This window comes from Roseixanthobacter pseudopolyaromaticivorans (assembly GCF_043195145.2).
In the GTDB taxonomy this organism is placed as follows: domain Bacteria; phylum Pseudomonadota; class Alphaproteobacteria; order Rhizobiales; family Xanthobacteraceae; genus NCEH01.
Map to the genome: position 1 here is coordinate 4534862 of NZ_CM195539.1, position 20982 is coordinate 4555843.

Annotated in this window: 23 protein-coding genes; 16 read left to right on the forward strand and 7 right to left on the reverse strand. The window is 67.1% G+C overall.

What is annotated here, in order from left to right; genetic code table 11:
* Positions 1–47 precede the first annotated feature (47 nt).
* Positions 48–602 (forward strand): ActR/PrrA/RegA family redox response regulator transcription factor, encoded by a 555-nt coding sequence (locus tag V5F68_RS21115; protein WP_348845945.1) that lies wholly within the window; start codon positions 48–50, stop codon positions 600–602.
* Between the two features lie 58 nt (positions 603–660).
* On the forward strand, positions 661–1140 hold the full coding sequence (locus tag V5F68_RS21120) for a DUF4174 domain-containing protein (RefSeq protein ID WP_394015431.1): 480 nt from the start codon (positions 661–663) through the stop codon (positions 1138–1140).
* Between the two features lie 19 nt (positions 1141–1159).
* Here the strand turns inward: V5F68_RS21120 and V5F68_RS21125 are convergent, their stop codons facing one another.
* Positions 1160–1651, reverse strand: coding sequence for an MmcB family DNA repair protein (locus V5F68_RS21125; RefSeq protein WP_394015430.1), 492 nt, complete (start codon positions 1649–1651; stop codon positions 1160–1162).
* Complete coding sequence (locus tag V5F68_RS21130; protein WP_394015429.1) at positions 1648–2532, reverse strand: YihY/virulence factor BrkB family protein; 885 nt, start codon at positions 2530–2532, stop codon at positions 1648–1650. Before V5F68_RS21130 ends, V5F68_RS21125 begins: the two co-directional genes overlap by 4 nt.
* 137 nt (positions 2533–2669) lie before the next feature.
* On the opposite strand from V5F68_RS21130, the gene V5F68_RS21135 reads away from it, so the two are divergent.
* Both V5F68_RS21135 and V5F68_RS21140 read left to right on the forward strand, forming a co-directional pair.
* On the forward strand, positions 2670–3725 hold the full coding sequence (locus V5F68_RS21135; RefSeq protein WP_394015428.1) for an FUSC family protein: 1056 nt from the start codon (positions 2670–2672) through the stop codon (positions 3723–3725).
* Positions 3726–3856: 131 nt separating this feature from the next.
* On the forward strand, positions 3857–5545 hold the full coding sequence (locus V5F68_RS21140; RefSeq protein WP_394015427.1) for an acyl-CoA dehydrogenase family protein: 1689 nt from the start codon (positions 3857–3859) through the stop codon (positions 5543–5545).
* Between the two features lie 75 nt (positions 5546–5620).
* Here the strand turns inward: V5F68_RS21140 and V5F68_RS21145 are convergent, their stop codons facing one another.
* Positions 5621–6955, reverse strand: coding sequence for an MFS transporter (locus V5F68_RS21145; protein ID WP_394015426.1), 1335 nt, complete (start codon positions 6953–6955; stop codon positions 5621–5623).
* Positions 6956–7215: 260 nt separating this feature from the next.
* On the opposite strand from V5F68_RS21145, the gene V5F68_RS21150 reads away from it, so the two are divergent.
* From V5F68_RS21150 to V5F68_RS21160, 3 genes are read left to right on the forward strand one after another with little or no spacing between them, the layout of a single operon-like run.
* Positions 7216–7719 carry a TspO/MBR family protein gene (locus V5F68_RS21150; protein ID WP_394015425.1) on the forward strand — a complete coding sequence of 168 codons (504 nt, stop codon included), beginning with the start codon at positions 7216–7218 and terminating at the stop codon, positions 7717–7719.
* Between the two features lie 58 nt (positions 7720–7777).
* Entirely contained in the window at positions 7778–7972 is a 195-nt protein-coding gene (locus V5F68_RS21155) for a twin transmembrane helix small protein (RefSeq protein WP_348845754.1), read from the forward strand.
* 12 nt (positions 7973–7984) lie between these two features.
* Positions 7985–8569 carry a cob(I)yrinic acid a,c-diamide adenosyltransferase gene (locus V5F68_RS21160; RefSeq protein WP_394015424.1) on the forward strand — a complete coding sequence of 195 codons (585 nt, stop codon included), beginning with the start codon at positions 7985–7987 and terminating at the stop codon, positions 8567–8569.
* A gap of 25 nt (positions 8570–8594) precedes the next feature.
* Here V5F68_RS21160 and croR read toward each other — a convergent pair whose 3' ends face one another.
* The 4 genes from croR to V5F68_RS21180 all read right to left on the reverse strand — a co-directional run bounded on the left by croR (position 8595) and on the right by V5F68_RS21180 (position 11776).
* Complete coding sequence (gene croR / locus V5F68_RS21165; RefSeq protein ID WP_394015423.1) at positions 8595–9062, reverse strand: 3-hydroxybutyryl-CoA dehydratase; 468 nt, start codon at positions 9060–9062, stop codon at positions 8595–8597.
* 177 nt (positions 9063–9239) lie between these two features.
* Positions 9240–9830, reverse strand: a complete 591-nt coding sequence (locus V5F68_RS21170) for an OmpA family protein (RefSeq protein ID WP_394015422.1) — start codon at positions 9828–9830, stop codon at positions 9240–9242.
* A gap of 42 nt (positions 9831–9872) precedes the next feature.
* Positions 9873–10292 (reverse strand): cysteine rich repeat-containing protein, encoded by a 420-nt coding sequence (locus V5F68_RS21175; protein WP_394015421.1) that lies wholly within the window; start codon positions 10290–10292, stop codon positions 9873–9875.
* Between the two features lie 161 nt (positions 10293–10453).
* Complete coding sequence (locus V5F68_RS21180; protein ID WP_394015538.1) at positions 10454–11776, reverse strand: HD-GYP domain-containing protein; 1323 nt, start codon at positions 11774–11776, stop codon at positions 10454–10456.
* A 231-nt stretch (positions 11777–12007) separates the two neighbouring features.
* On the opposite strand from V5F68_RS21180, the gene V5F68_RS21185 reads away from it, so the two are divergent.
* The 9 genes from V5F68_RS21185 (at position 12008) to ccoG (ending at position 20977) form a co-directional block, all read left to right on the forward strand.
* The gene (locus tag V5F68_RS21185) at positions 12008–12673 is read left to right on the forward strand and encodes a TetR/AcrR family transcriptional regulator (RefSeq protein ID WP_394015420.1); all 666 of its coding nucleotides are present in this window, start codon (positions 12008–12010) and stop codon (positions 12671–12673) included.
* Complete coding sequence (locus V5F68_RS21190) at positions 12670–13635, forward strand: HlyD family secretion protein (RefSeq protein ID WP_394015419.1); 966 nt, start codon at positions 12670–12672, stop codon at positions 13633–13635. Before V5F68_RS21185 ends, V5F68_RS21190 begins: the two co-directional genes overlap by 4 nt.
* A gap of 62 nt (positions 13636–13697) precedes the next feature.
* Positions 13698–14633, forward strand: a complete 936-nt coding sequence (locus V5F68_RS21195; RefSeq protein ID WP_394015537.1) for an ABC transporter ATP-binding protein — start codon at positions 13698–13700, stop codon at positions 14631–14633.
* Positions 14630–15757 (forward strand): ABC transporter permease, encoded by a 1128-nt coding sequence (locus tag V5F68_RS21200; protein WP_394015418.1) that lies wholly within the window; start codon positions 14630–14632, stop codon positions 15755–15757. The genes V5F68_RS21195 and V5F68_RS21200 overlap by 4 nt, the downstream gene beginning before the upstream one ends.
* A 149-nt stretch (positions 15758–15906) precedes the next feature.
* Complete coding sequence (gene ccoN, locus V5F68_RS21205; protein ID WP_394015417.1) at positions 15907–17565, forward strand: cytochrome-c oxidase, cbb3-type subunit I; 1659 nt, start codon at positions 15907–15909, stop codon at positions 17563–17565.
* An 11-nt stretch (positions 17566–17576) separates the two neighbouring features.
* Positions 17577–18326 carry a cytochrome-c oxidase, cbb3-type subunit II gene (ccoO, locus tag V5F68_RS21210; protein WP_394015416.1) on the forward strand — a complete coding sequence of 250 codons (750 nt, stop codon included), beginning with the start codon at positions 17577–17579 and terminating at the stop codon, positions 18324–18326.
* Between the two features lie 3 nt (positions 18327–18329).
* Positions 18330–18491 (forward strand): cbb3-type cytochrome c oxidase subunit 3, encoded by a 162-nt coding sequence (locus V5F68_RS21215; protein WP_348845743.1) that lies wholly within the window; start codon positions 18330–18332, stop codon positions 18489–18491.
* A gap of 4 nt (positions 18492–18495) precedes the next feature.
* Positions 18496–19377, forward strand: a complete 882-nt coding sequence (ccoP, locus tag V5F68_RS21220) for a cytochrome-c oxidase, cbb3-type subunit III (protein ID WP_394015415.1) — start codon at positions 18496–18498, stop codon at positions 19375–19377.
* A 118-nt stretch (positions 19378–19495) separates the two neighbouring features.
* Complete coding sequence (gene ccoG, locus V5F68_RS21225) at positions 19496–20977, forward strand: cytochrome c oxidase accessory protein CcoG (protein ID WP_394015414.1); 1482 nt, start codon at positions 19496–19498, stop codon at positions 20975–20977.
* The last annotated feature ends 5 nt before the right edge of the window (positions 20978–20982 follow it).

The window sequence follows — 20982 nt, forward strand, 5'->3', positions numbered from 1 at the left end:
GAACCGGCGCCGCTGGAAGAATAGGCGCCCAAGAGGTAAACAAGATGATGTCTGAACCCACTTTGCCCGAGATCGAGGGCCCGCGCTCCGTCCTGATCGTCGACGACGATCGCTCGTTTCTCCAGCGCCTCGCCCGCGCGCTGGAAGCGCGGGGCTTCGAGGTGTCCACCGCCGAAACGGTGGCCGAGGGCCTCGCCCAGGTGGAAAGCGGCGCGCCGGCTTATGCCGTGGTGGACATGCGGCTCGGCGACGGCACCGGGCTCGATGTGATCTCGGCGCTAAAGAAGAAGAGCCCCGGCGCGCGCGCGATCGTGCTCACCGGCTACGGCAATATCGCCACGGCGGTGACGGCGGTGAAGCTCGGCGCGGTGGATTATCTCGCCAAGCCCGCGGATGCGGACGATATCGTAGCCGCGCTGATGGCCAATGCCGACCACAAGCCTTCGCCGCCGGAAAATCCCATGTCCGCGGACCGGGTGCGCTGGGAGCATATCCAGCGGGTCTACGAATTGTGCGGCCGCAACGTCTCGGAAACCGCCCGCCGGCTGTCAATGCACCGTCGCACTCTGCAGCGTATCCTCGCCAAGCGCGCGCCGCGCTGATGCCGCCTGCGGTTGCAATCTGATTCGAGGGTTGCAATAAGCGGGAACCAGGCGCCGGGTGTCGGCGTTTCGACTTCAGGCGCGGGGCACCGCGACGGTCCGGCCCGTGTCCATGGGGCGGCGCATTCTCATCGACGAGCGGACATCCGGCGGCATGGCAGGAACCTCCTTCGTTCGCCTGGTCCTCGCGCTCGCGGTCATGGCGACGCTCCAGGTGCCGTGTGCCGTTCGGGCGCAGAATCTCGATACCTATCGCGGCCGCGCACCGGTGGTCTTCATCGTCGCGCCGGGCGTCGATTCCGCGCCCATGGCCGCGCAGATGAAAAGCCTGAACGAAGCCGTCGGCGGCGTGCTCGCGCGCGATCTCGTGGTGATCGAGCTGGAAGATCTCACGGATGCCCAGCGCCAGCGCTTCGGTGTGCCGGCGGGCGCGTTCCAGGTGATTCTCGTCGGCATCGATGGGCAGGTGATCCAGCGCTGGGACGCGCCGGTGGCGCCGCAGACGCTGTTCGCGCTGATCGACGCGGCGGGCAAATAGCGCGGCGCCGTACCGGGCGCTACAGGTCGCTCATGCCCCGCAGCTCGGGATCGTAGAGGGCGGCGAGGCGGCCGGCGCCGGCGCGGGCGAGGCGGATCAGCAGCGCCTTGCGGGTCGCCGCCGGCAGGGGATGGACCGGCGCCGGGCGGATCACCGCCGCGCCGAAGGCGTCGCCCACCAGGATGCCGACGTCCTGTGGCAGCAGCTCCAGGGGAAAATCCACCGTCACGGCGAAATAGAGCCGGTCGCAATGCAGCCGATAGTCCGGCCATTTGGCGTCGGCGCGGAAGTCGGCGACGCTTGACTTGATCTCGACGATGCTCACCTCGCCCTTCAGGTCGAGGGCGGCGATGTCCGCCCGCCGGCCGGAGGCGAGGCAGAATTCGGGAATGCCGATGAGCCCCATCGCCGCGAAATGGCGCAGCACGCCGCGTTGCAGCGCCAGCGCGGTGGGGGACTGACGCCCGTCCGCCGGGGGAACCGGAGGGGCGAGCGCGTCCGCCGGCCTCACAGGTCCATCACCATCTGTTCGCGGGAGGCGGCGTTCTGGCGTGCGAGATGGCGCGCTGCCCGCGCGCGGGCGATGGCGGCGTTGAACTCGCCGCCGAACACGAAGATGGTGGCCGTGAGGTAGAGGAAAACCAGAGCGATCATCACCGAGGCGAGCCCGGCATAGGTGGTGACGTAATTGGCCGGGAATTCGGCGAGATAGATGCCGAACACGGTGGCCGCCACCAGCCAGAGCGTCAGCGTCATGACGATGCCCGGCGTCACCTCCCGCAGCGAGCGGTGCCCGGCCGGCAGCCACAGATGGGCCACCAGCAGGCCGATGATGAGGATGATGGTGGTGGCGCCGAAGCGGGCGGCGGTGACGATGCCGCTCAGCGGCTGGAGCGCCGGCACGTTATAGAGCACCGTGCGCCAGATCAGCGGCCCCAGCACCACCAGGAACGAGAGCGCCAGCATGCCGGCGGCGCCGATCACCACGAACACGATGGATTCCAGCCGCAGCCGATACCAGGAGCGCGCCTCCTTCACCTGATAGGCGCGGTTGAGGCCGATGCGCAGGCTCTCGATGCCGTTGGAAGAGAAATACAGCGCCAGCACCACGCCGAAGGTGATGACATCGGTGCGCACGTGACTCACCACGCTGCGGATTTCCTGGGCGATGGGCGCCGCCACCTGCTGCGGCCAGGTATCGAGGATGAGCTGGATGGTCTCGTTGGCGAGCGGCCGCAGGTCCAAAAATCCGGCCAGCGCCGTGACGAAGATCAGGAACGGGAACAGCGACATCAGGATCGACAGCGCGATATGGCTCGCGATGGCCCACCCGTCGTCGGCGACGAAGGTCCACACCGCATCCATCACGATTCGGTAGGCGCGCTTCACCATCCCGGGGGTCGTCTCCTTTCGCCGCGGCCCGCACGACGGGTTGCCCGCATTGGCGCGTTCCTCTGCGGCGCACCCATGATAAGGAGAAGCCCGTCGCGGGGCCATCTGTCCAGAGGTAACTCCAGAGGTAACTCCCCTTGCCGCACATCGACCCGGCCCATCTTCGCCTGGCTGCCCGCGCCACCGTCGCGGCGGCGGTCGCTTTTCTGCTGGCGTGGGCGCTCGATCTCTCCAAAGGCTATTGGGCCGTGCTCACCGCCATCCTGGTGGTGCAATCCTCCATCGGCGCGAGCCTCGCGGTGGCGGTGGACCGCTGCCTCGGCACCCTGGCCGGCGGCGGGATCGGCGTGGCCCTGGCCATGATCGCCGGCCCCTCCTGGAACCTCACCTTCGCGCTGCTCCTGCTCGGTACCTTCCTGTCCGCCTTTCTCGCGGCCCGCAATCCCAGCTTCAAGCTCGCGCCGGTGACGGTTGTGATCGTGATGCTGGCCGACCCGACCCATGTGGAGCCCTGGATCTCCGGCCTGGAGCGCGTGTTCGAGATCGCGCTTGGCGGCGCGGTGGGCCTTGCCTGCGCCCTGCTGGTGCTGCCGGACAAGGCGCTCGGCTATCTGTTTCCCCATGTGGCCGATGCGCTGGAAGCGAGCGCGGACCTGCTGGAGGCCGGTGTCGCCGCGCTGCTCGACGGCGGCCTCGATCCGGCGCGCATGGACGCCCTGAACCATAAGGTGCGCGTGACCCTGCGCGCGGCGGACGTGCGGGCCGGGGAGGCCCGGCGCGAGCGGCTCGGCCCGTTCAGCGCCGCGCCCGATCCCGGCCCCATCGTGCGCGGCGGTCGGCGGCTGTGGCATTCGGTGATCATCCTGCTGCGCGGAGCCGACCGGCCCTTGCCGCCGGCGGTGGCGGAGCAGGTGCGGCCCGCGCTTTCGGCGGCGGCGCAGGCGCTGGGACAGGGCGTGCGCGGCATTGCGTCCGCGCTGCGGGGCGGCCCGGCGCCGGAGCTTGCCGCCACCGATGCCGCCGTGGCCGCGCTCCAGGCCGAGCTGGAGCGGCTCGGCAGTTCCGGCGCGCTCGCCGGCGAGGGGCCGAGCCTGATGCAGCTTTATGCGGCGGCGGCCGGCTGCGCCTATATCCACGACAATCTCAACGAACTGGCCGCCCGGCTCGCTGAAGCGCGCAAGGACGCCGCCTGACCCGGCGGGCTGCCCCGGAGCGCAGCGTGAGCGGTGCCGGGCCGTCTTAGCCAAATCTCCCGTTGCGTCGCGGCGGTCGCGGGATAATCTGACAAGAAAATTCCGCACCGCACAACCAGAGGAATCCCGCCATGTCCAGCAGTGCCGCGCTTCAAGCGCTCGATGCCGCCCCCATCGACGCCGTGGCCCTCGGCCGGACGGCGACCAATGTCCTGCAGAGCGTGCTCGCGGAAGCCACCTCCCAGGTGCGCGCGCGGGTCAGCGAGGGCGGCAAGCTGTCGTCAAAGCTCCTGGACGCCGAGCAGCGCGCCTCCCACGGCCTCGCCTGGCTCGCCACCTACGTCTTCGGCGTGCGCGAGCTGGTGCATTATGCCGACAGCCTGACCGCCGCCGGCACCTTCGGCGAGACCGAACGGCTGCTGGTTCAGATCGGCCTCGGCGAATATGTGGCGCAGATCCTCGGCGGCATTCCCATGAGCCAGGGCGAGATCGTGCGGCTGGAGGACCTGTTCCTCGGCGCTGAGACCATCGCCGCATTGCGCGCCGAGCCGGCGATCGCGGAACTCGCCCGCGCCGGCAACACCGCCGAGAGCCGCGCCGCGCTGGCCGCCATCATCCGCGAGAGCCACAGCGGCACGGTGGGCGAAACTGGCCTCGACGAGACCATGGCGGCGATGCGCACGGAAATCCGCCGCTTCGTCGAGGCGGAGGTCGCCCCGCACGCCCACGAATGGCATTTGAAGAACGCCTATATCCCCATGGAAATCATCCAGGGGCTCGCGGACCTCGGCGTGTTCGGCCTCACCATCCCGGAGGAATACGGCGGCCTCGGCCTTTCGAAAGAGGCCATGTGCGTCGTCACCGAGGAGCTGTCGCGCGGGTATATCGGCGTCGGCTCGCTCGGCACCCGTTCGGAAATCGCGGCCGAGCTCATCCTCGGCGGCGGCACCGAGGAGCAGAAGGCCCATTACCTGCCCAAGCTCGCCTCGGGTGAGATCCTGCCCACGGCGGTATTCACCGAGCCCAATACCGGCTCGGATCTCGCCTCCCTGCGCACCCGCGCGGTGAAGGAGGGCGACGTCTACAAGGTCAACGGCAACAAGACCTGGATCACCCATCCCGTCCGCGCCGATTTGATGACGCTTCTGGTGCGCACCAATCCGGCCGAGCCGGGCTATCGCGGCCTCTCCATGCTGCTCGCGGAAAAGCCGCGCGGCACGGACGAAGAGCCGTTCCCCGCCAAGGGCATGACCGGCGGCGAGATCGAGGTGCTCGGCTATCGCGGTATGAAGGAATACGAGATCGGCTTCGACGGCTTCGAGGTGCCGGCGGGCCAATTGCTCGGCGGCGAGGAGGGGCAGGGCTTCAAGCAGCTCATGAACACCTTCGAGGCCGCGCGCATCCAGACCGCCGCGCGCGCCGTGGGCGTCGCCCAGGCGGCCATGGAAACCGCGCTGCGCTATGCCGAGGAGCGCATCCAGTTCGGCAAGCCGCTGATCGCCTTCCCCCGCGTCGCCGACAAGATCGTGATGATGGCGGTGGAAACCATGATCGCCCGCCAGATCACCTATTTCGCCGCCCGCGCGAAAGACGAGGGGCGCCGCACGGATCTGGAAGCCGGCATGTCCAAGCTGCTGGGCGCCCGCGTCGCCTGGGCGGCGGCGGACAACGCCTTGCAGATCCACGGCGGCAACGGCTTCGCGCTGGAATATCCGGTCTCGCGCCTGCTGTGCGACGCGCGCATCCTCAACATCTTCGAGGGCGCGGCCGAGATCCAGGCTCAGGTCATCGCCCGCCGCCTGCTGGAAGGCGGGAACTGAGCTTTCCTCATGAAAAAGGCGGTCCCGGCTTCGGCCCGGACCGCCTTTTTTCGTTTCAGAGGCGCCGTTTGGCCCTCACGCGCTCGGCAGCGGCTCCGTCACCTTGGCGCCGGCCGCCTCGCGCGCCCACAGATTGATCCCGATCAGGGCGCCCATCACGCAGATGGCGACGAGATAATGGGCGTGGGCCATGGGGTCGATCTGCAGCGCCAGCGTCACCAGCAGCGGGGTGAGACCGCCGAAGATGGCGTAGGCGACGTTGTAGGAGAACGAGACGCCGGAGAACGCCACCACCGGCGGGAAGATGCGCACCATCACGAACGGCGTGGTGGAAATGATACCGACGAAGAAGCCGGCCAGCGCATAGAGCGGCAGCAGCAGATCCGGATGCGCGCCCACCAGGGCGTAGAGCGCATAGACCGAGGCGCCCAGCGCCACGCTGCCGAAGGTCAGCACCCGTCCCGCGCCCAGCCGGTCGCACGCAAGGCCTGTGAGCACGCAGCCGGCGGAGAGCGTCAGCGTGGCGAGGCTGTTGGCGGTGAGCGCGGTGGCGGCGCTGATGCCGTAGCGGGTCTGCAGCAGGGTCGGCGTCATCAGGATCACCACCACGATGGCGGCGGAGAGCATCCAGGTGAGCGCCATGGAGAGCAGCACCTGCGGCGCATAGCGGCGCATCACCAGCTTCACCGGCAGCTCGGCGGCGAGCGCCTTGCGGGCCTTCATCTCCTTGAAGATGGGGGTCTCTTCCAGCCAGGAGCGCAGATAGACCGCGCAGAAGCCGAAGATACCGCCCAGCAGGAAGGGCACGCGCCAGGCCCAGTCGTGGATCTCCGCCGGGGTGAAGCTGCGGTTGATGGCGGTGGCCACCAGCGAGCCCAGCAGAATGCCCGAGGTCAGCCCGCAGGTGAGGATGCCGCAGGCGAGGCCAACCCGGCCGGCGGGCACATGCTCGGACACGAACACCCAGGCGCCCGGCACTTCCCCGCCGATGGCGGCGCCCTGGAGCACCCGCATGGCGAGCAGCAGCACCGGGGCCGCGATGCCGATGGTCTGGTAGCTCGGCAGGAAGGCGATGCCCAAGGTGGAGAGCGCCATCAGGAAGATGGAGAGCGTGAACATGCGCTTGCGGCCGAGCGTATCGCCGAAATGGGCGAGCACGATGCCGCCCAGCGGGCGCGCCAGATAGCCGGCGGCGAAGATGCCGAACGCCTGCAATTGCACCAGCCAGTCGGGAATGCCGGGCGGGAAGAACAGATGGCCCAGCACCGTGACGAAGAACACGAAGATGATGAAATCGTAGAATTCCAGCGCGCCGCCGAGGGCGGACAGCAGCAGGGTGCGATAATCCGAGGCATTCAGGCGGCGATGGCCTGTTGCGACGGCGGAGGGCGGGGCCGAAGGCTTGGACATGGCGAACTCTTTTGGGCGCCGGGCGCCGGCATGACGATGAGTTGACAGCCCTTTGCGCTGCGATACAGCAATATTCAAGCAGGAAAGCGCGGCGTTCTGGTTATTTGCCGCATGGCGGACCCGCGTTTTCGGCAATGTTCGCAAAGCTTGGCTGGTGGCGTGCGCCTCCGCTCCCGCTTTCAGCGCCCTTGACGGCCGGCGTTCCGGCCGCGAGGCTCTGCGCCTTTCCGGCCCTGCGCGGCCCTGAAGACGGAGTGCCCATGTCCGCCGCCCCGGCCGCAGCTTCCCCTGTCCTGAGATCGGTCCTGCGGCTTCTCGCCTGCCTCGCGCTGGTGGCCGTGGTGAGCTTCGTCGGCGGAGTTACCACCTATCCGCAGATCCCCACCTGGTACGCGACGCTGGTAAAGCCCGGCTGGACCCCGCCCAACGCCACTTTCCCCATCGCCTGGACCCTGCTCTACGCCCTGATGGCGGTGTGCCTGTGGCGGCTGTGGGACAGGGTGCCGCCCTCGCCGGCGCGGCAGCGGGCGATCGTGCTGTTCCTGCTGCAGCTGGCGCTGAATGCGGCGTGGTCGCCGGTCTTCTTCGGCCTTCACGCCATCTGGCCCGGCCTGCTGATCCTGCTGGCGCTGCTGGTCGTGCTCGCGGCGACGCTGCGGGCCTGCTTCAAGGTGGATGCCCTCGCGGGCTGGCTGCTGGTGCCCTATCTGATATGGGGCTGCTATGCCGCGAGCCTCAACGGCGCGATTGCCGTGCTGAACTAGCCGCAGCGGGCGCGGAAGCGGTTTCCAACCCGCGTGAACATGCCATAGAGTACCCGACATGCTGCATTGGACCATCTATCTGATCATTCCGCTGGCGCTGGCCAGTGTCGCCGGCGTGCTCGTGCTCGGGCTGGTCAATCTGGCGGCCGGCGGGTCGCCGCAGCGTTCGCAGAAGCTGATGCAATTGCGCGTGCTGTTCCAGTTCCTGGCCATCGTGCTCATCATGATCACCATCTTCGCCATGGGCCGGTGACGGGAGCGCGGATTGGTCAAGCTGAACAAGATCTACACCCGCACGGGTGACGACGGCACGACCGGCCTCGGCACCGGCGAGCGCGTGGCCAAATACGATGCCCGCGTGGAAGCCTATGGCACCGTGGACGAGACCAATGCCGTGATCGGCCTCGTGCGGCTGCATCTTTCGGACGACGCCGCGCTCGACGCCATGTTCGCGCGCATCCAGAACGATCTGTTCGACCTCGGCGCCGATCTGTGCACGCCCGAGCGGCCGGGCGCGCCGCCGCCGGCCTACGAGGCCCTGCGCATCGTGCCGTCACAGGTAGAGAAGCTGGAAGCCGATATCGACCGGCTGAACGGCGATCTGGCGCCGCTGCGCTCCTTCGTGCTGCCGGGTGGCACGCCGGCCGCGGCCTATCTGCATCTCGCCCGCACCGTCGCGCGCCGCGGCGAACGGCAGATGGTGGCGCTCGCCCAGATCCCGGGAGAGAAGGTGGGGCCGGCGGCGATCCAATATATGAACCGCCTGTCCGACCTGCTGTTCGTGGCCAGCCGCTATGTGAACGCACACGGCGCGGGTGATGTGCTCTGGGTGCCGGGCGCCAGCCGCTGAGGCCTGAGGCCCGGCGCAGACGCCATCAGCCGCCGGCGGGGCGCAGCGGGCTCGGCGCGCTTTCGGCCTTGGCGGGCACCTTCACCCAGGCTTCGCCGTCGAGCACCAGTTCGTCGCCCACCTTGCAGGTGCAGGCGAGACGCGCGCGGCGGCGTTCGGGGATCAGCTCGGCCACTTCCACCCGCACCACCACCACGTCACCGATCTTCACCGGCGCGCGGAAATTCAGCGTCTGGGAAATATAGACCGCGCCCGGGCCGGGCAGGCGCGTGCCCAGCACCGCCGAAATCAGGCTGGCGGTATAGAGGCCGTGGGCGATGCGGGTGCCGAACGGCGTCTTGGCGGCGAAATGCTCGGACAGATGGATCGGATTGCGGTCGCCGGTCACCTCGGCGAACCCCACCACGTCCGTGGAGACGATGGTCTTGCGCAGCTCCTCCGACATGCCGACGGTGAGGTCTTCGAAATACAGCACGCGCAACTCGGGCAGCATGAACGACTCCTTGGCTGGGCTTGCCCTTCTTCCGGGGCGGGCAGGCATAAGGGTCGCAAAGCGCGCGGGTTTCAAGCGCGACCATCGGGGGAGAGCGGGGCGCGCCCGCACAGCCAGATGAGTAGAAAGGGAAGGTCGGCGCGGGACGCTTGCGGCTCCCGCGCCGACCTTGTTGGCTCATTTGACGCCGACGCGCCCGACGGTAAAGATCTGCACCCGGCGGTTGATGGCCGAGGTGGGATTCTTGGGGTCGAGCAGCACTTCTTCGCCGAGGCCCACCGCTTCGAGGCGATTGGGGCTGACGTTGAACGTGGTCTCGAGCGCGTTCACCACCGCATCCGCACGCGCCTGGCTGAGCTTGAGGTTGAGCTCGCGCGGGCCGGTCACGTCTGTGTTGCCGGTGACGATGAACTTATATCCGTGCAGGATCGGGTTGTGCATCGCATCGGCGATGGAGCCGAGCGTCCGGTAGGACGAGGGCTCGATGATCGCCGAGTTGAGGCGGAACTGGATCTGCACGTTGATCTGCGGAAGCTTGTCGAGATGCAGGGCCAGCGAGGGCCGGGTGAGGGCTTCGCCGGGATACTGCACCATGTGCTGCTTGACCTGGTCGCGCATCTGCTGCGCGGTGATCACGGGTGCGGTGTCGGTGAGGCCCTGGAGGCCCTGGAGGATCTGGCCATCGTTCAGCGCGGTCTGGGCGAAGGCGGGAGCCGCGCCGAAGGTGAGCGCTGCCGCCAGCGCGAAACGGATCAGAGGCGACGTCATGGGGGTCGTCCTTGTCTTAGCGAGTGCGGGATTGGCGGACGATCACCGGTAGCCGGCGTCGGTGATGGTCTGGTTGCAGGCGGCCGAGACCACCTTGGTGGCTTCAAGCAGGCATGACAGCAGATTGCCGTCCTGGGGCACCATGCCGGGGCACAGCCGCGCCACATCCGCGTTGCAGACCTTGATGATGTTCATCTGCGCGGCCTGGCGCTTCGCGATCGAGGCTTCGGCGGCCGCATAGTCCGCCTTGCACTGCGCGTTCACCTTGGTGATGTTCTTGTCCATGCAGTCCACCAGGGCGCCGCCGCCCAGATTGACGGTGGGACAGAACTTCTGAATGTCCTTGCCGCAGCTCTTCGCCAGCATGCCGGCGGCGTCCGCGTAGCTCATGGTCTGCGCGCTAGCGCCGCCAACGGAACCTGCCAGCAGCGCAGCCGCCAGCATCACTCGAAAGCGCGTCATCCTTCATCCTCCCAGTACCCCAAGGGGAAGACTCGGCTTATCAGAAGCGCTCTACGCTCAAAAGAGCGATGGGGCCGATTTCGGCCGCAGATCGAGTTTTTTCATAAGGTTGCGGCGCACACTCGGCCGGTATGGTTTACGCGAAAGGGTGCCTTGGCACCTCAAAGCGGCGCCGTGAACGCGCCTTCCGCAAGGAGAACCTGCTCCAGCGCCCTCACGCAGCGGCCATCGACGCTCGTGCCGATGCCGTCGCGCAAGATGTCCAGCGCCTGGTCCAGGGGCATCGCCGGGCGGTAAGGGCGGTCGGCGGACAGTGCATCGAAAATGTCGGCGACGGTGAGAATGCGGGTCTCGAACGCGATCTCGTCGCCCTTCAGGCCGAGCGGATACCCCTTGCCGTCCAGCCGCTCGTGATGCGCCGCCGCCATGGGCGCAAGCGTCGCGAAGGCCGAAATACGGCTCAGGATCTCGCCGGTGTGGACCGCGTGCCGTTCCATCGTGGCCCGTTCGACGGCATCGAGCGGGCCCGGCTTCTCCAGAATGATATTGCTGACCCCGAGCTTGCCGATGTCGTGCAGAAGGGCCATGCGGCGCAGCCAGCGCCGTTGGTTGGGGTCGCAGCCCAATTGCCGGGCGATGGCGTCGCAGAGCAGCGCGACCCGCTCGCTGTGCCCGGCCGTGAACGGGCTCTTGGCATCGATGACGCTCGCGAAGCCGACGGCGATGTCGTCCAGAAACGCATCGTCCATCACGGTGCAATGCTGCGCGGGGGCCTGGTTCAGCAAGCGCTGTTCCAGATCCGGCGCATCGAGCGCGGTCCAGAAGTCGGGCTCACCCGCCGCCGCCTCCAGGGCGCGCGCGAGATCCGGGTCGAACCAGCTTCCCGCGCGCCGCCGCACCTCCGCAAGCGCCGCGTCCCGGCCCGCGCTGATGTGGAAGATGTCGACCACCTGGGCCAGCAGGGCCACGCGGGCATAGAGGGGGATCGCGGGGCCGCTCAGCCCTTGGGGCAGGCCCTTGCCGTTCCAATGCTCGTCGAGGGACTCGATGCCCTTGGCCACCGCATCGGAAAAGCGCATGCGCCGGGCGATGGCGCCGCCCCGCATGCAGCGCGTCTCGATGAGTTCGCGCGCCGCCGCTCTGCCCCCGCGCACCACGCGGGCGAACTGGCCCACACGCTGCCTCAGCGGTGCCCGGTCGCCGGTGTGGCTCAGGATGAAGGAGACGATGCCGGGAAAGCCGACGACTTTCTTATAATCGCGCTTAAAGGCGATATCGTCGGTCATGTAGAGATGGCTCAGGCGGGACGCATTGCTGCTGCAGCCGAGGTCCTTGAGCAGGGTCGTATAATACAGCTCCCAAATGGCCGTGCGGGGCAGGCCGATCTTTCGGCCGATAGCCAAAGCGATCCAGCAGGCCCGCATGCAATGGCCCTCGGGCTGGCCTTCCGTGAGATCCAGGGCAAAGCTCAGCGCGCTGAGCATTTCGGACAGCGGGGCGCGGGGGCACTCGGTTTGAGGCGCGGTGGCGACTGCAGACGCGCCCAAGGTGTGTGAGAGCCCGTCCATGGGCTTTGCCTTTTACTCTAGGTCAACTTCAGGAAACGTGGCTGTAGCGGTTCGGTTCCATACCCGCCCACGCCGAAGCGGGGCTTGCATCGCTTTTTTTGCGCAACATGACTGACGGGTCAGTCACTGCGTGCTATCGTGGGAGCCATGACCGATCCCCGCCCGCCGTCGAAATCCCCGAAGCGCGCCCGCGCCACGGCAGCCAACGACCCGCACAGCCGGGAGGCACGGCAAGCGGCGATCCTTTCCGCCGCCTTGTCGAAATTCACCGAGCACGGCTATGCGGCGACCCGGCTGGACGATGTGGCCCGCGCCGCCGGCATCGCCAAAGGCACGCTGTATCTCTATTTCCCCGACAAGCAGGCGCTGTTCGAGGCGGTGGTGAAAGCCACGGTGGCGCCTGTGCTGAGCGATGCCGCGGCCCTGCTGCCCGCCTATCAGGGCACCACGCGCGAGCTGCTGCACACAATTTCGGAGATATTGATTTCGCGCATCGTCGAGGGGCCGGCGCGGGGTATCCTCTTGCTGATGATCGCGGAAGGCCCCCGCTTTCCGGAGCTTGCTGCGTTCCATCATCGCGAGGTCGTCTCGCGCGGCGTGGCGCTGATCCGCGCCATCGCCGAGCGCGGGCTTGCCCGCGGGGAGATCACCTCCGACGCCGCCGTCCGCTTCCCGCAAATCGTGATCGCCCCCGCCATGACGTCGCTGGTCTGGAACAGCCTGTTCGCGCATATCGAGCCGCTGGACGTGCGCGCCTTCATCCAAACCTATAGGGACGTGCTTCTGCGCGGCCTCGGGAGCACCGACGCATGATCCCCGCCCGCGCGCGCCTCTCCGTCGCAGCGCTGGCGCTGCTCGCGCTCGCCGCCTGCTCGGCGCCACCGGACAATCAGTTCACCGGCTATGTGGAAGGCGACCTGCTGTTCATTGGCCCGCAGGAGGCCGGGCGCGTGGTCACCTTGCCGGTGGCCGAGGGCAGCGCGGTGAAAGCCGGTTCCGTGATCGCGACCGTGGAGGACGATGTCCAGAAGGCGGACCTCGCGGCAGCGGTCGCCGCATTGGGCGAGGCGCAGGCGCGGCTCGACAAGGCGAAGGCCGCCCAGCAGCGTCCGGAGGAAATCGCCATTCTCGATGCCTCCCAGCGCCGGGCGAGCGCGGCGCTCGATCTCTCGCGCATCGAGCTGCAACGCCAGAAGGCCCTGGTGCCGAAGGGCGCCTCCTCGCAGGCGAACCTCGACACCGCCCAGCACCAATACGACCAGAACCAGGCCAGCCTCGACGAGGTGCAGCGCCAGATCGACAATGCCCGCATCGCCTCGCGCGACGAGGACATCGCCGCCGCCCAGCAGGCAGTGAAGCAGGCGCAGGCCAATCGCGACGCCGCCCAGATCCGGCTCGACCGCCGGGCCCTGAAGACGCCGTCCGATGCCACGGTGCAGACGCTCTATTATCGCGTGGGCGAACTGGTGCCGGAGGGGCGGCCGGTGGCCTCCCTCCTGCCGCCGGGGCTCGTGAAGGTGCGCTTCTTCGTGCCCCAGGCGGCCTTGGCCAAGATCGTGCTCGGCGCCCCGGTCGCGGTGTCGTGCGACAGCTGCCCGCCACTCACGGCCGACGTGTCCTTCATCTCCGATGCCGCCGAATATACCCCGCCGGTGATCTACAGCCGCGAGGAGCGCGCCAAGCTGGTCTATCTGGTGGAGGCGCGCCCACGCGATCCCTCCGCCGCCCGGCCGGGGCAGCCGGTCACCGTCACCCTGGCGGGACCTGCGCGGTGAGTGCGGGCGGCCCCACGGCCCCGGCGCCCGCGCCGCTTCCGGACGCAGGGAGCGGCCGCGATATCGTCATCGAGGTGGAGGGGCTGCGCAAATCCTTCGGCAGCCGGGTGGTGGTGGACAATCTCTCCATGCGCGTGCGCAAGGGGCAGATCTACGGCTTCCTCGGGCCCAACGGCTCCGGCAAGACCACCACCATTCGCATGCTGTGCGGCCTGTTGACGCCGGATGCCGGGCGCGGCACCTGCCTTGGGCTCGACATCCTTACCCAGGCGCGCGAAATCCGCAGCCATGTCGGCTACATGACGCAGAAATTCTCGCTCTATGCCGACCTCTCGGTGCGCGAGAACCTGGAATTCGTCGCCCGCCTCTACGGCGTGCCGAAGCCCGAGCGCGCCGCCCAGCAGGCGCTGGAGCGCCTGGGCCTGGAGGGCCGGGGCAAGCAGCTCGCGGGGGAATTGTCCGGCGGCTGGAAGCAGCGCCTGGCGCTCGGGGCCTGCATCCTGCCCTCGCCCGAACTGCTGCTGCTGGACGAGCCCACCGCCGGCGTCGACCCCCAGGCGCGGCGCGAATTCTGGTCGCAGATCCACGCGCTCGCGGCGGAAGGGCTGACCGTGCTGGTCTCAACCCATTACATGGACGAAGCCGAGCGCTGCCACGAGATCGCATACATCGCCTATGGCCATCTGCTGGCGGAAGGGCGCGTGCCGGACGTGATCGCCGCCTCCGGCCTCTCCACCTATACCGTTGAAGCGGTGGCTGGCGCCGATCCGGGCCGCACCATGGCGGTGCTGGCGCGCGAGCTGGAATCCACGGCCGGGGTGGACATGGTGGCGCCGTTCGGCAACCGCCTGCACATCTCCGGGCGCGACCTTAAGGCCCTCGATGCCGCGCTGGCGCCCTATCGCACACGGCCGGACCTCTCCTTCCAGCAGGATTCGCCGACGCTGGAGGATGTGTTTATCGACCTCATGAGCCGGTCGAAGGATACGCTGCGATGATCGGCATTCCCGGCTTTGCCCGCCGCGTTTCGGCGATGGTGCGCAAGGAATTCATCCAGCTGCGGCGCGACCGGGTGACGTTCGCGACCATGATCATGATCCCGCTGCTGCAATTGGTGCTGTTCGGCTATGCCATCAACACCACGCCGCGCCATCTGCCGACGGCGGTGTTCAGCCACGAGAACAACGAGGTGACACGGGCGATCCTTGCCGCGCTGCGCAACACCGCCTTCTTCGCATTCACCCGCGAGGCCCGCAGCGAGGCGGAGGCCGAGCATTTGGTGCGTGGCGGGGAGGTGCTGTTCCTGGTGGAGATTCCCGCCGGCTTCGAACGTGCGCTGCGGCGCGGCGAGGACCCTCAGCTGCTGGTGGCGGCGGATGCGACCGATCCCGTGGCGGCGGGCAACGCGCTGGGCGCGCTCGCCGGCATCGTCGGCACGGCGCTCAAGCAGATCCGGTACGTGGATGCGGCCGGGGCAATGCCGTTCGAGATCGTCCAGCACCGGCGCTACAATCCCGCCGGCACCTCCCAGCTCAACATCGTGCCGGGCCTGCTCGGCACCATCCTCACCATGACCATGCTGATCTTCACCGCTCTGTCGGTGACGCGCGAGGTGGAGCGCGGCACGCTGGAGAGCCTGCTCTCCATGCCCATCCACCCGGTGGAGATCATGCTCGGCAAGATCATCCCCTATGTGCTGGTGGGCGTGCTCCAGGCGGTGCTGATCCTCGGCGCGGGGGTGGTGCTGTTCGGTGTTCCGGTGGAAGGCTCGCTGCTTCTGCTCTGCATCGTCACGCTGCTGTTCATCACCGCCAACCTGGCGGTGGGCTATACGTTCTCCACCCTGGCGCAAAACCAGCTCCAGGCTGTGCAGATGTCGTTCATGTTCTTCCTGCCGAACATCCTGCTCTCCGGATTCATGTTTCCCTTCGCCGGCATGCCGGTGTGGGCGCAGTGGATCTCCGAATGCCTGCCGCTGACTCATTACCTGCGCATGGTGCGCGGCATCCTGCTGAAGGCCTCCACCTTCGCCGACCTTCAGCTCGACATCGCCATATTGGCGCTTCTCATGCTGGTCGCCATGGGCATCGCCGTGGCGCGGTTCCGGCAGACGCTCGACTGATCGTGGCCATTTTGCGGCCCAGGTGCGGCAATGGGGCCTCCGGGTGATCCCGTAGCTTTGACCTGTATCAAGGAGAAAGAGCGCTCGCGGCCCATTTTGCCCCCAAGGCTTGCAGGGCGGTTTCGCCGCCCCCGCGCAAGGGGTGCCCAATGTCCACTGTCCAGACACCGACCACGAAGAGCATGACATTTGGGGAAGTTGGTCTCCTGGTCGTGTTTTCGTTTTTCGCTTTCTTCTCCGTTGTGGTGGCCGCCAAGGCCCACACCTCGGCTTATGCCTTCCATGCCTTCGTGTTCGCTGCGGCAAGCGTTGCCGCGGTGTTCGCCATCGGCAATCGCTACATGGATCGCGACGCGGTGCTGCCGCCGCAGACCATCGACGGGAAGCCCAATTACAACATGGGCCCGGTGAAGGTCGGCACGCTGCTGGCCGTGTTCTGGGGCATCGCGGGCTTCCTCGTGGGCGTCATCATCGCCCTTCAGCTGGCGTTCCCGCTCCTGAACTTCGACCTGCCGTGGACCTCGTTCGGCCGGCTGCGGCCGCTGCACACCTCGGCGGTGATCTTCGCCTTCGGCGGCAACGTGCTGATCGCCACCTCGTTCTACGTGGTGCAGCGCACCTCCCAGGCGCGCCTGGCCGGTTATCTTGCCCCCTGGTTCGTGATCTGGGGCTATAATCTCTTCATCGTCATCGCGGGCACGGGCTATCTGCTGGGCATCACCCAGGGCAAGGAATACGCCGAGCCGGAATGGTATAGCGACCTGTTCCTCACCGTCGTGTGGGTCACGTATTTCCTCGTGTTCCTGGTCACGGTGCTGAAGCGCAAGGAGCCGCATATCTATGTGGCGAACTGGTTCTACTTTGCCTTCATCCTCACCATCGCGGTCCTGCATCTCGGCAACAATGCCGCGATCCCGGTCTCGGTGTTCTCGCCCAAGTCCTACATTCTGTGGTCGGGCGTGCAGGATGCCATGGTGCAATGGTGGTACGGCCACAACGCGGTGGGCTTCTTCCTGACCGCGGGCTTCCTGGCGCTGATGTATTACTTCATCCCCAAGCGCGCGAACCGGCCAGTCTACTCCTATCGCCTGTCGATCGTGCACTTCTGGGCCCTGATCTTCCTCTACATCTGGGCCGGCCCGCATCACCTGCACTATACGGCGCTGCCGGACTGGGCGCAGACGCTGGGCATGACCTTCTCGATCATGCTGTGGATGCCCTCCTGGGGCGGCATGATCAACGGCCTGATGACCCTCTCCGGCGCGTGGGACAAGCTGCGCACCGACCCGGTCATCCGCATGATGGTGGTGTCCGTCGCCTTCTACGGCATGGCCACCTTCGAAGGCCCGATGATGTCGGTGAAGGCGGTCAACTCGCTCAGCCACTATACGGAATGGGGCATCGGCCACGTGCATTCCGGCGCGCTCGGCTGGGTCGCCTACATTTCCTTCGGCGCCATCTACTGCCTGGTTCCCTGGCTGTGGAACAAGAAGGACATGTATTCGGTGAAGGCCATCAACTGGCACTTCTGGATCTCGACGCTCGGCATCGTGCTCTACATCTCCTCGATGTGGGTCGCGGGCATCCTCCAGGGCCTCATGTGGCGCGCCTATACGTCGCTCGGCTTCCTTGAATACTCCTTCATTGAAACCGTCGAGGCGATGCACCCGCTCTATGTGATCCGGGCGCTGGGCGGAATCCTGTTCCTGATCGGCGCGCTGATCATGGCCTGGAACGTGATCATGACCATCCGCTCGCCGGAGACGGTGGCCGAGACCGCCGACGCCGCGCTCGCTCCCGCCGAATGACGGAGACATAAATGTCGACCAAGACCGCTTCGATCTGGAGCAAGCACGCGATCTTCGAGAAGCACTCGCTGATCCTGCTCCTTGGGGTGCTGGTGGTGATCTCCATCGGCGGCCTCGTGGAAATCGTGCCTCTGTTCTACCTCAAGAGCACCATCGAGAAGGTGGATGGCATTCGCCCCTACACGCCGCTGGAACTGGCGGGGCGCAACATCTACCTGCGCGAGGGTTGCTACAACTGCCACAGCCAGATGATCCGTCCGCTGCGCGACGAAGTGGAGCGCTACGGCCATTATTCGCTGGCGGCGGAAAGCATGTACGACCACCCGTTCCAATGGGGGTCCAAGCGTACGGGGCCGGATATCGCCCGCGTCGGCGGCAAGTATTCGGACCTTTGGCAGCTTGAGCACCTGAACAACCCGCGCTCGGTGGTGCCGGCCTCGATCATGCCGAGCTATCCCTGGCTCGCGCACAACAAGCTCGACGCCAAGCATATCGCCGACGACATGAAGGTCCTGCGTGTGGAGGGCGTGCCCTACACCGACGAGATGATCGCCAATGCGCAGGCCGACCTGAAGACCCAGTCCACCACCGATGCCGACGACATGGACGCGCTCCAGAAGCGCTATCCCAAGGCGCAGGTGCGTGATTTCGACAGCAATCCGGGCGAGCTGACGGAAGCGGACGCCCTGATCGCCTACCTCCAGATGCTCGGCACGCTCGTGGACTTCAAGCTCTACGACGACAAGGCGAATGTGAGGTGACCCATGCGTGACATCTACATGTTCTTGGCGTCATTCGCGCAGACCTGGGGACTGATGCTGTTCTTCCTCGGTTTCGTCGGTGTGATTGTCTACGCCTTCTGGCCTTCGAAGAAGATGCAGAAGAACTTCGACGAGGCCGCCCAAATTCCGCTGAAGGAGGATTGATCCCGTGAGCACCGCACACGAGAGCCATGACGCACACGTGGACGCCGCGAGCGGGACCGCCACCACCGGCCACGAATGGGACGGCATCCGCGAACTCAACAATCCGCTGCCGCGCTGGTGGCTGTGGACCTTCTACGCCTGCATCTTCTGGGCGGTCTGCTATTGGATCGCCTTCCCTGCCTGGCCGCTGGTTTCCGGCTATACGACGGGCGTGCTCGGCTGGAATTCCCGCGCCGCGGTGCAGGGCCAGCTCGCGGACCTGCGGGCTTTGCGGGCGGCGACATCCGAGCGCCTCGCCACCGCCTCGCTCCAGGAGATCGAGAAGAGCCCAGAGCTGCTCTCGCTGGCGCGCGCCGAGGGCCGGGTCGCCTTCGCCGACAATTGCGCGCCCTGCCACGGGGCGGGCGGCGGCGGGGCCAAGGGCTTCCCGAACCTCAATGACGACGATTGGCTGTGGGGCGGCACGCTGGAGCAGATCGAGGCCACCATCACCCACGGCATCCGCTCCGGCGACGATGCCGGCCACCAGGGCAACATGACGCCGTTTGGCGCCGTGCTCTCCAAGGCCGAAATCTCCGACGTGGCGGATTTCGTGCGCTCGCTGACCGGCCTGGTGCCGGCGGATACGCCGAGCGTGCAGAAGGGCGCGGCGGTGTTCAAGGCCAACTGCGCCGTCTGCCATGGTGAAAATGCCAAGGGCAACCAGGAGCTTGGCTCCAAGAACCTGACCGACGGCATCTGGCTCTACGGCAGCGACAAGGCGACCATCGTCCAGACCATTACCTACGGCCGGGGCGGCGTGATGCCGGCCTGGGGGGCGCGCCTGTCGCCCACCACCATCAAGGCCCTCACCGTCTACGTGCACACGCTGGGCGGCGGCCAATAGGAAAGCCGACCCCTCCGCCGCGCGGCGACGCGCCGGCGGAGGGCCTCGCCTGCGAGGGCGTGCCGCCCTCCTTTTCCACGCCTTTCCCCACGGGGGCGGGCAAAAGATCAGTGATGTGATGACCGTTCCCGCCGCGAAGACCAATGCCGTCCGCAAGGCTGCCCCGGCGCCTGACCTCAGCGCCGACGACGCGCCTTTGTATGCGGCACGTCGCGCCATCTATCCCCAGAGCGTTCATGGCACCTTCCGGCGCATCAAGTGGATCGTGCTCATCGTCACGCTCGGCATCTATTACTTCCTGCCGTTCGTGCGCTGGGATCGCGGGCCAGACGCGCCTAATCAGGCGGTGCTGATCGACTTCCCCGCCCGGCGCTTCTATTTCTTCTTCATCGAGATCTGGCCGCAGGAATTCTATTATGTCGCCGGCCTGCTGATCCTCGCGGCGCTCATCCTGTTCCTGATGAATGCGGTCGCCGGACGCGTCTGGTGCGGCTATCTGTGCCCCCAGACCGTGTGGACCGACCTGTTCATGGCCGTGGAGCGGATGATCGAGGGCGACCGGCGCGAGCGCATCGCCGCCGACAACGCGCCCTGGACCATCGACAAGATCGCCCACAAGACCCTCAAGCATTCGCTGTGGCTGCTCATCGCCTGGTGGACCGGCGGCGCCTGGGTGCTCTATTTCGACGATGCGCCGACCCTGGTGCGCGAGCTGGCGACCTTCCAGGCCTCGGCGACCGCCTATACCTCCATCGCGGTGCTCACCTTCACGACCTATGTGCTGGCCGGGCACATGCGCGAGCAGGTGTGCACCTATATGTGCCCCTGGCCCCGCATCCAGGCGGCGCTGACCGACGAATACGCGCTCAACGTTACCTATCTCTACGACCGGGGCGAGCCGCGCGGCTCGCTGAAGAAGGTCGCGCAGCTGCGGGCCGAGGGGAAGCCGGCGGGCGATTGCATCGACTGCAACCAGTGCGTCAACGTCTGTCCCACCGGCGTGGACATCCGCAAGGGATTGCAGCTGGACTGCATCCAGTGCGGCCTGTGCATCGATGCCTGCGATACCGTGATGGACAAGATCCACCGCCCGCGCGGGCTGATCACCTATGAATCCGAAGCCAATCTGGAGGCGCGGGCGCGCGGCGAGGCGCCGGTGCGCCGCATCGTGCGCATGCGCACCATCCTTTATGCCGCGCTCATCTGCGGCATCGGCGGGCTGATGCTGGCGACGCTGGTCAACCGCTCCAGCGAGGGGCTTGCCGCCATCCATGATCGCAACCCGGTGTTCGTGCGCCTGTCCGACGGCGCGCTGCGCAACGCCTATACCCTGCGGCTGATCAACAAGAAGCTGTATGACCGCACGTTCGCGCTCTCGGTGTCGGGCGTGCCGGGCGCCAGCCTGACTGTGGTCGGCACCGATGCCGGATCGGAACATGACGATCTCCTCGTCGGCCCCGATACGACCCGCGAGGTGCGCGTGCTGGTGACCACCAAGGACAAGCTCGCCGCCGGCGCATCCCTGCCGGTGACCTTCGAGATCCGCGACACGGCGACCGGCGTCGCCGCCCGTGCCAGCGATCATTTCATCGCGCCGTAGGGGAC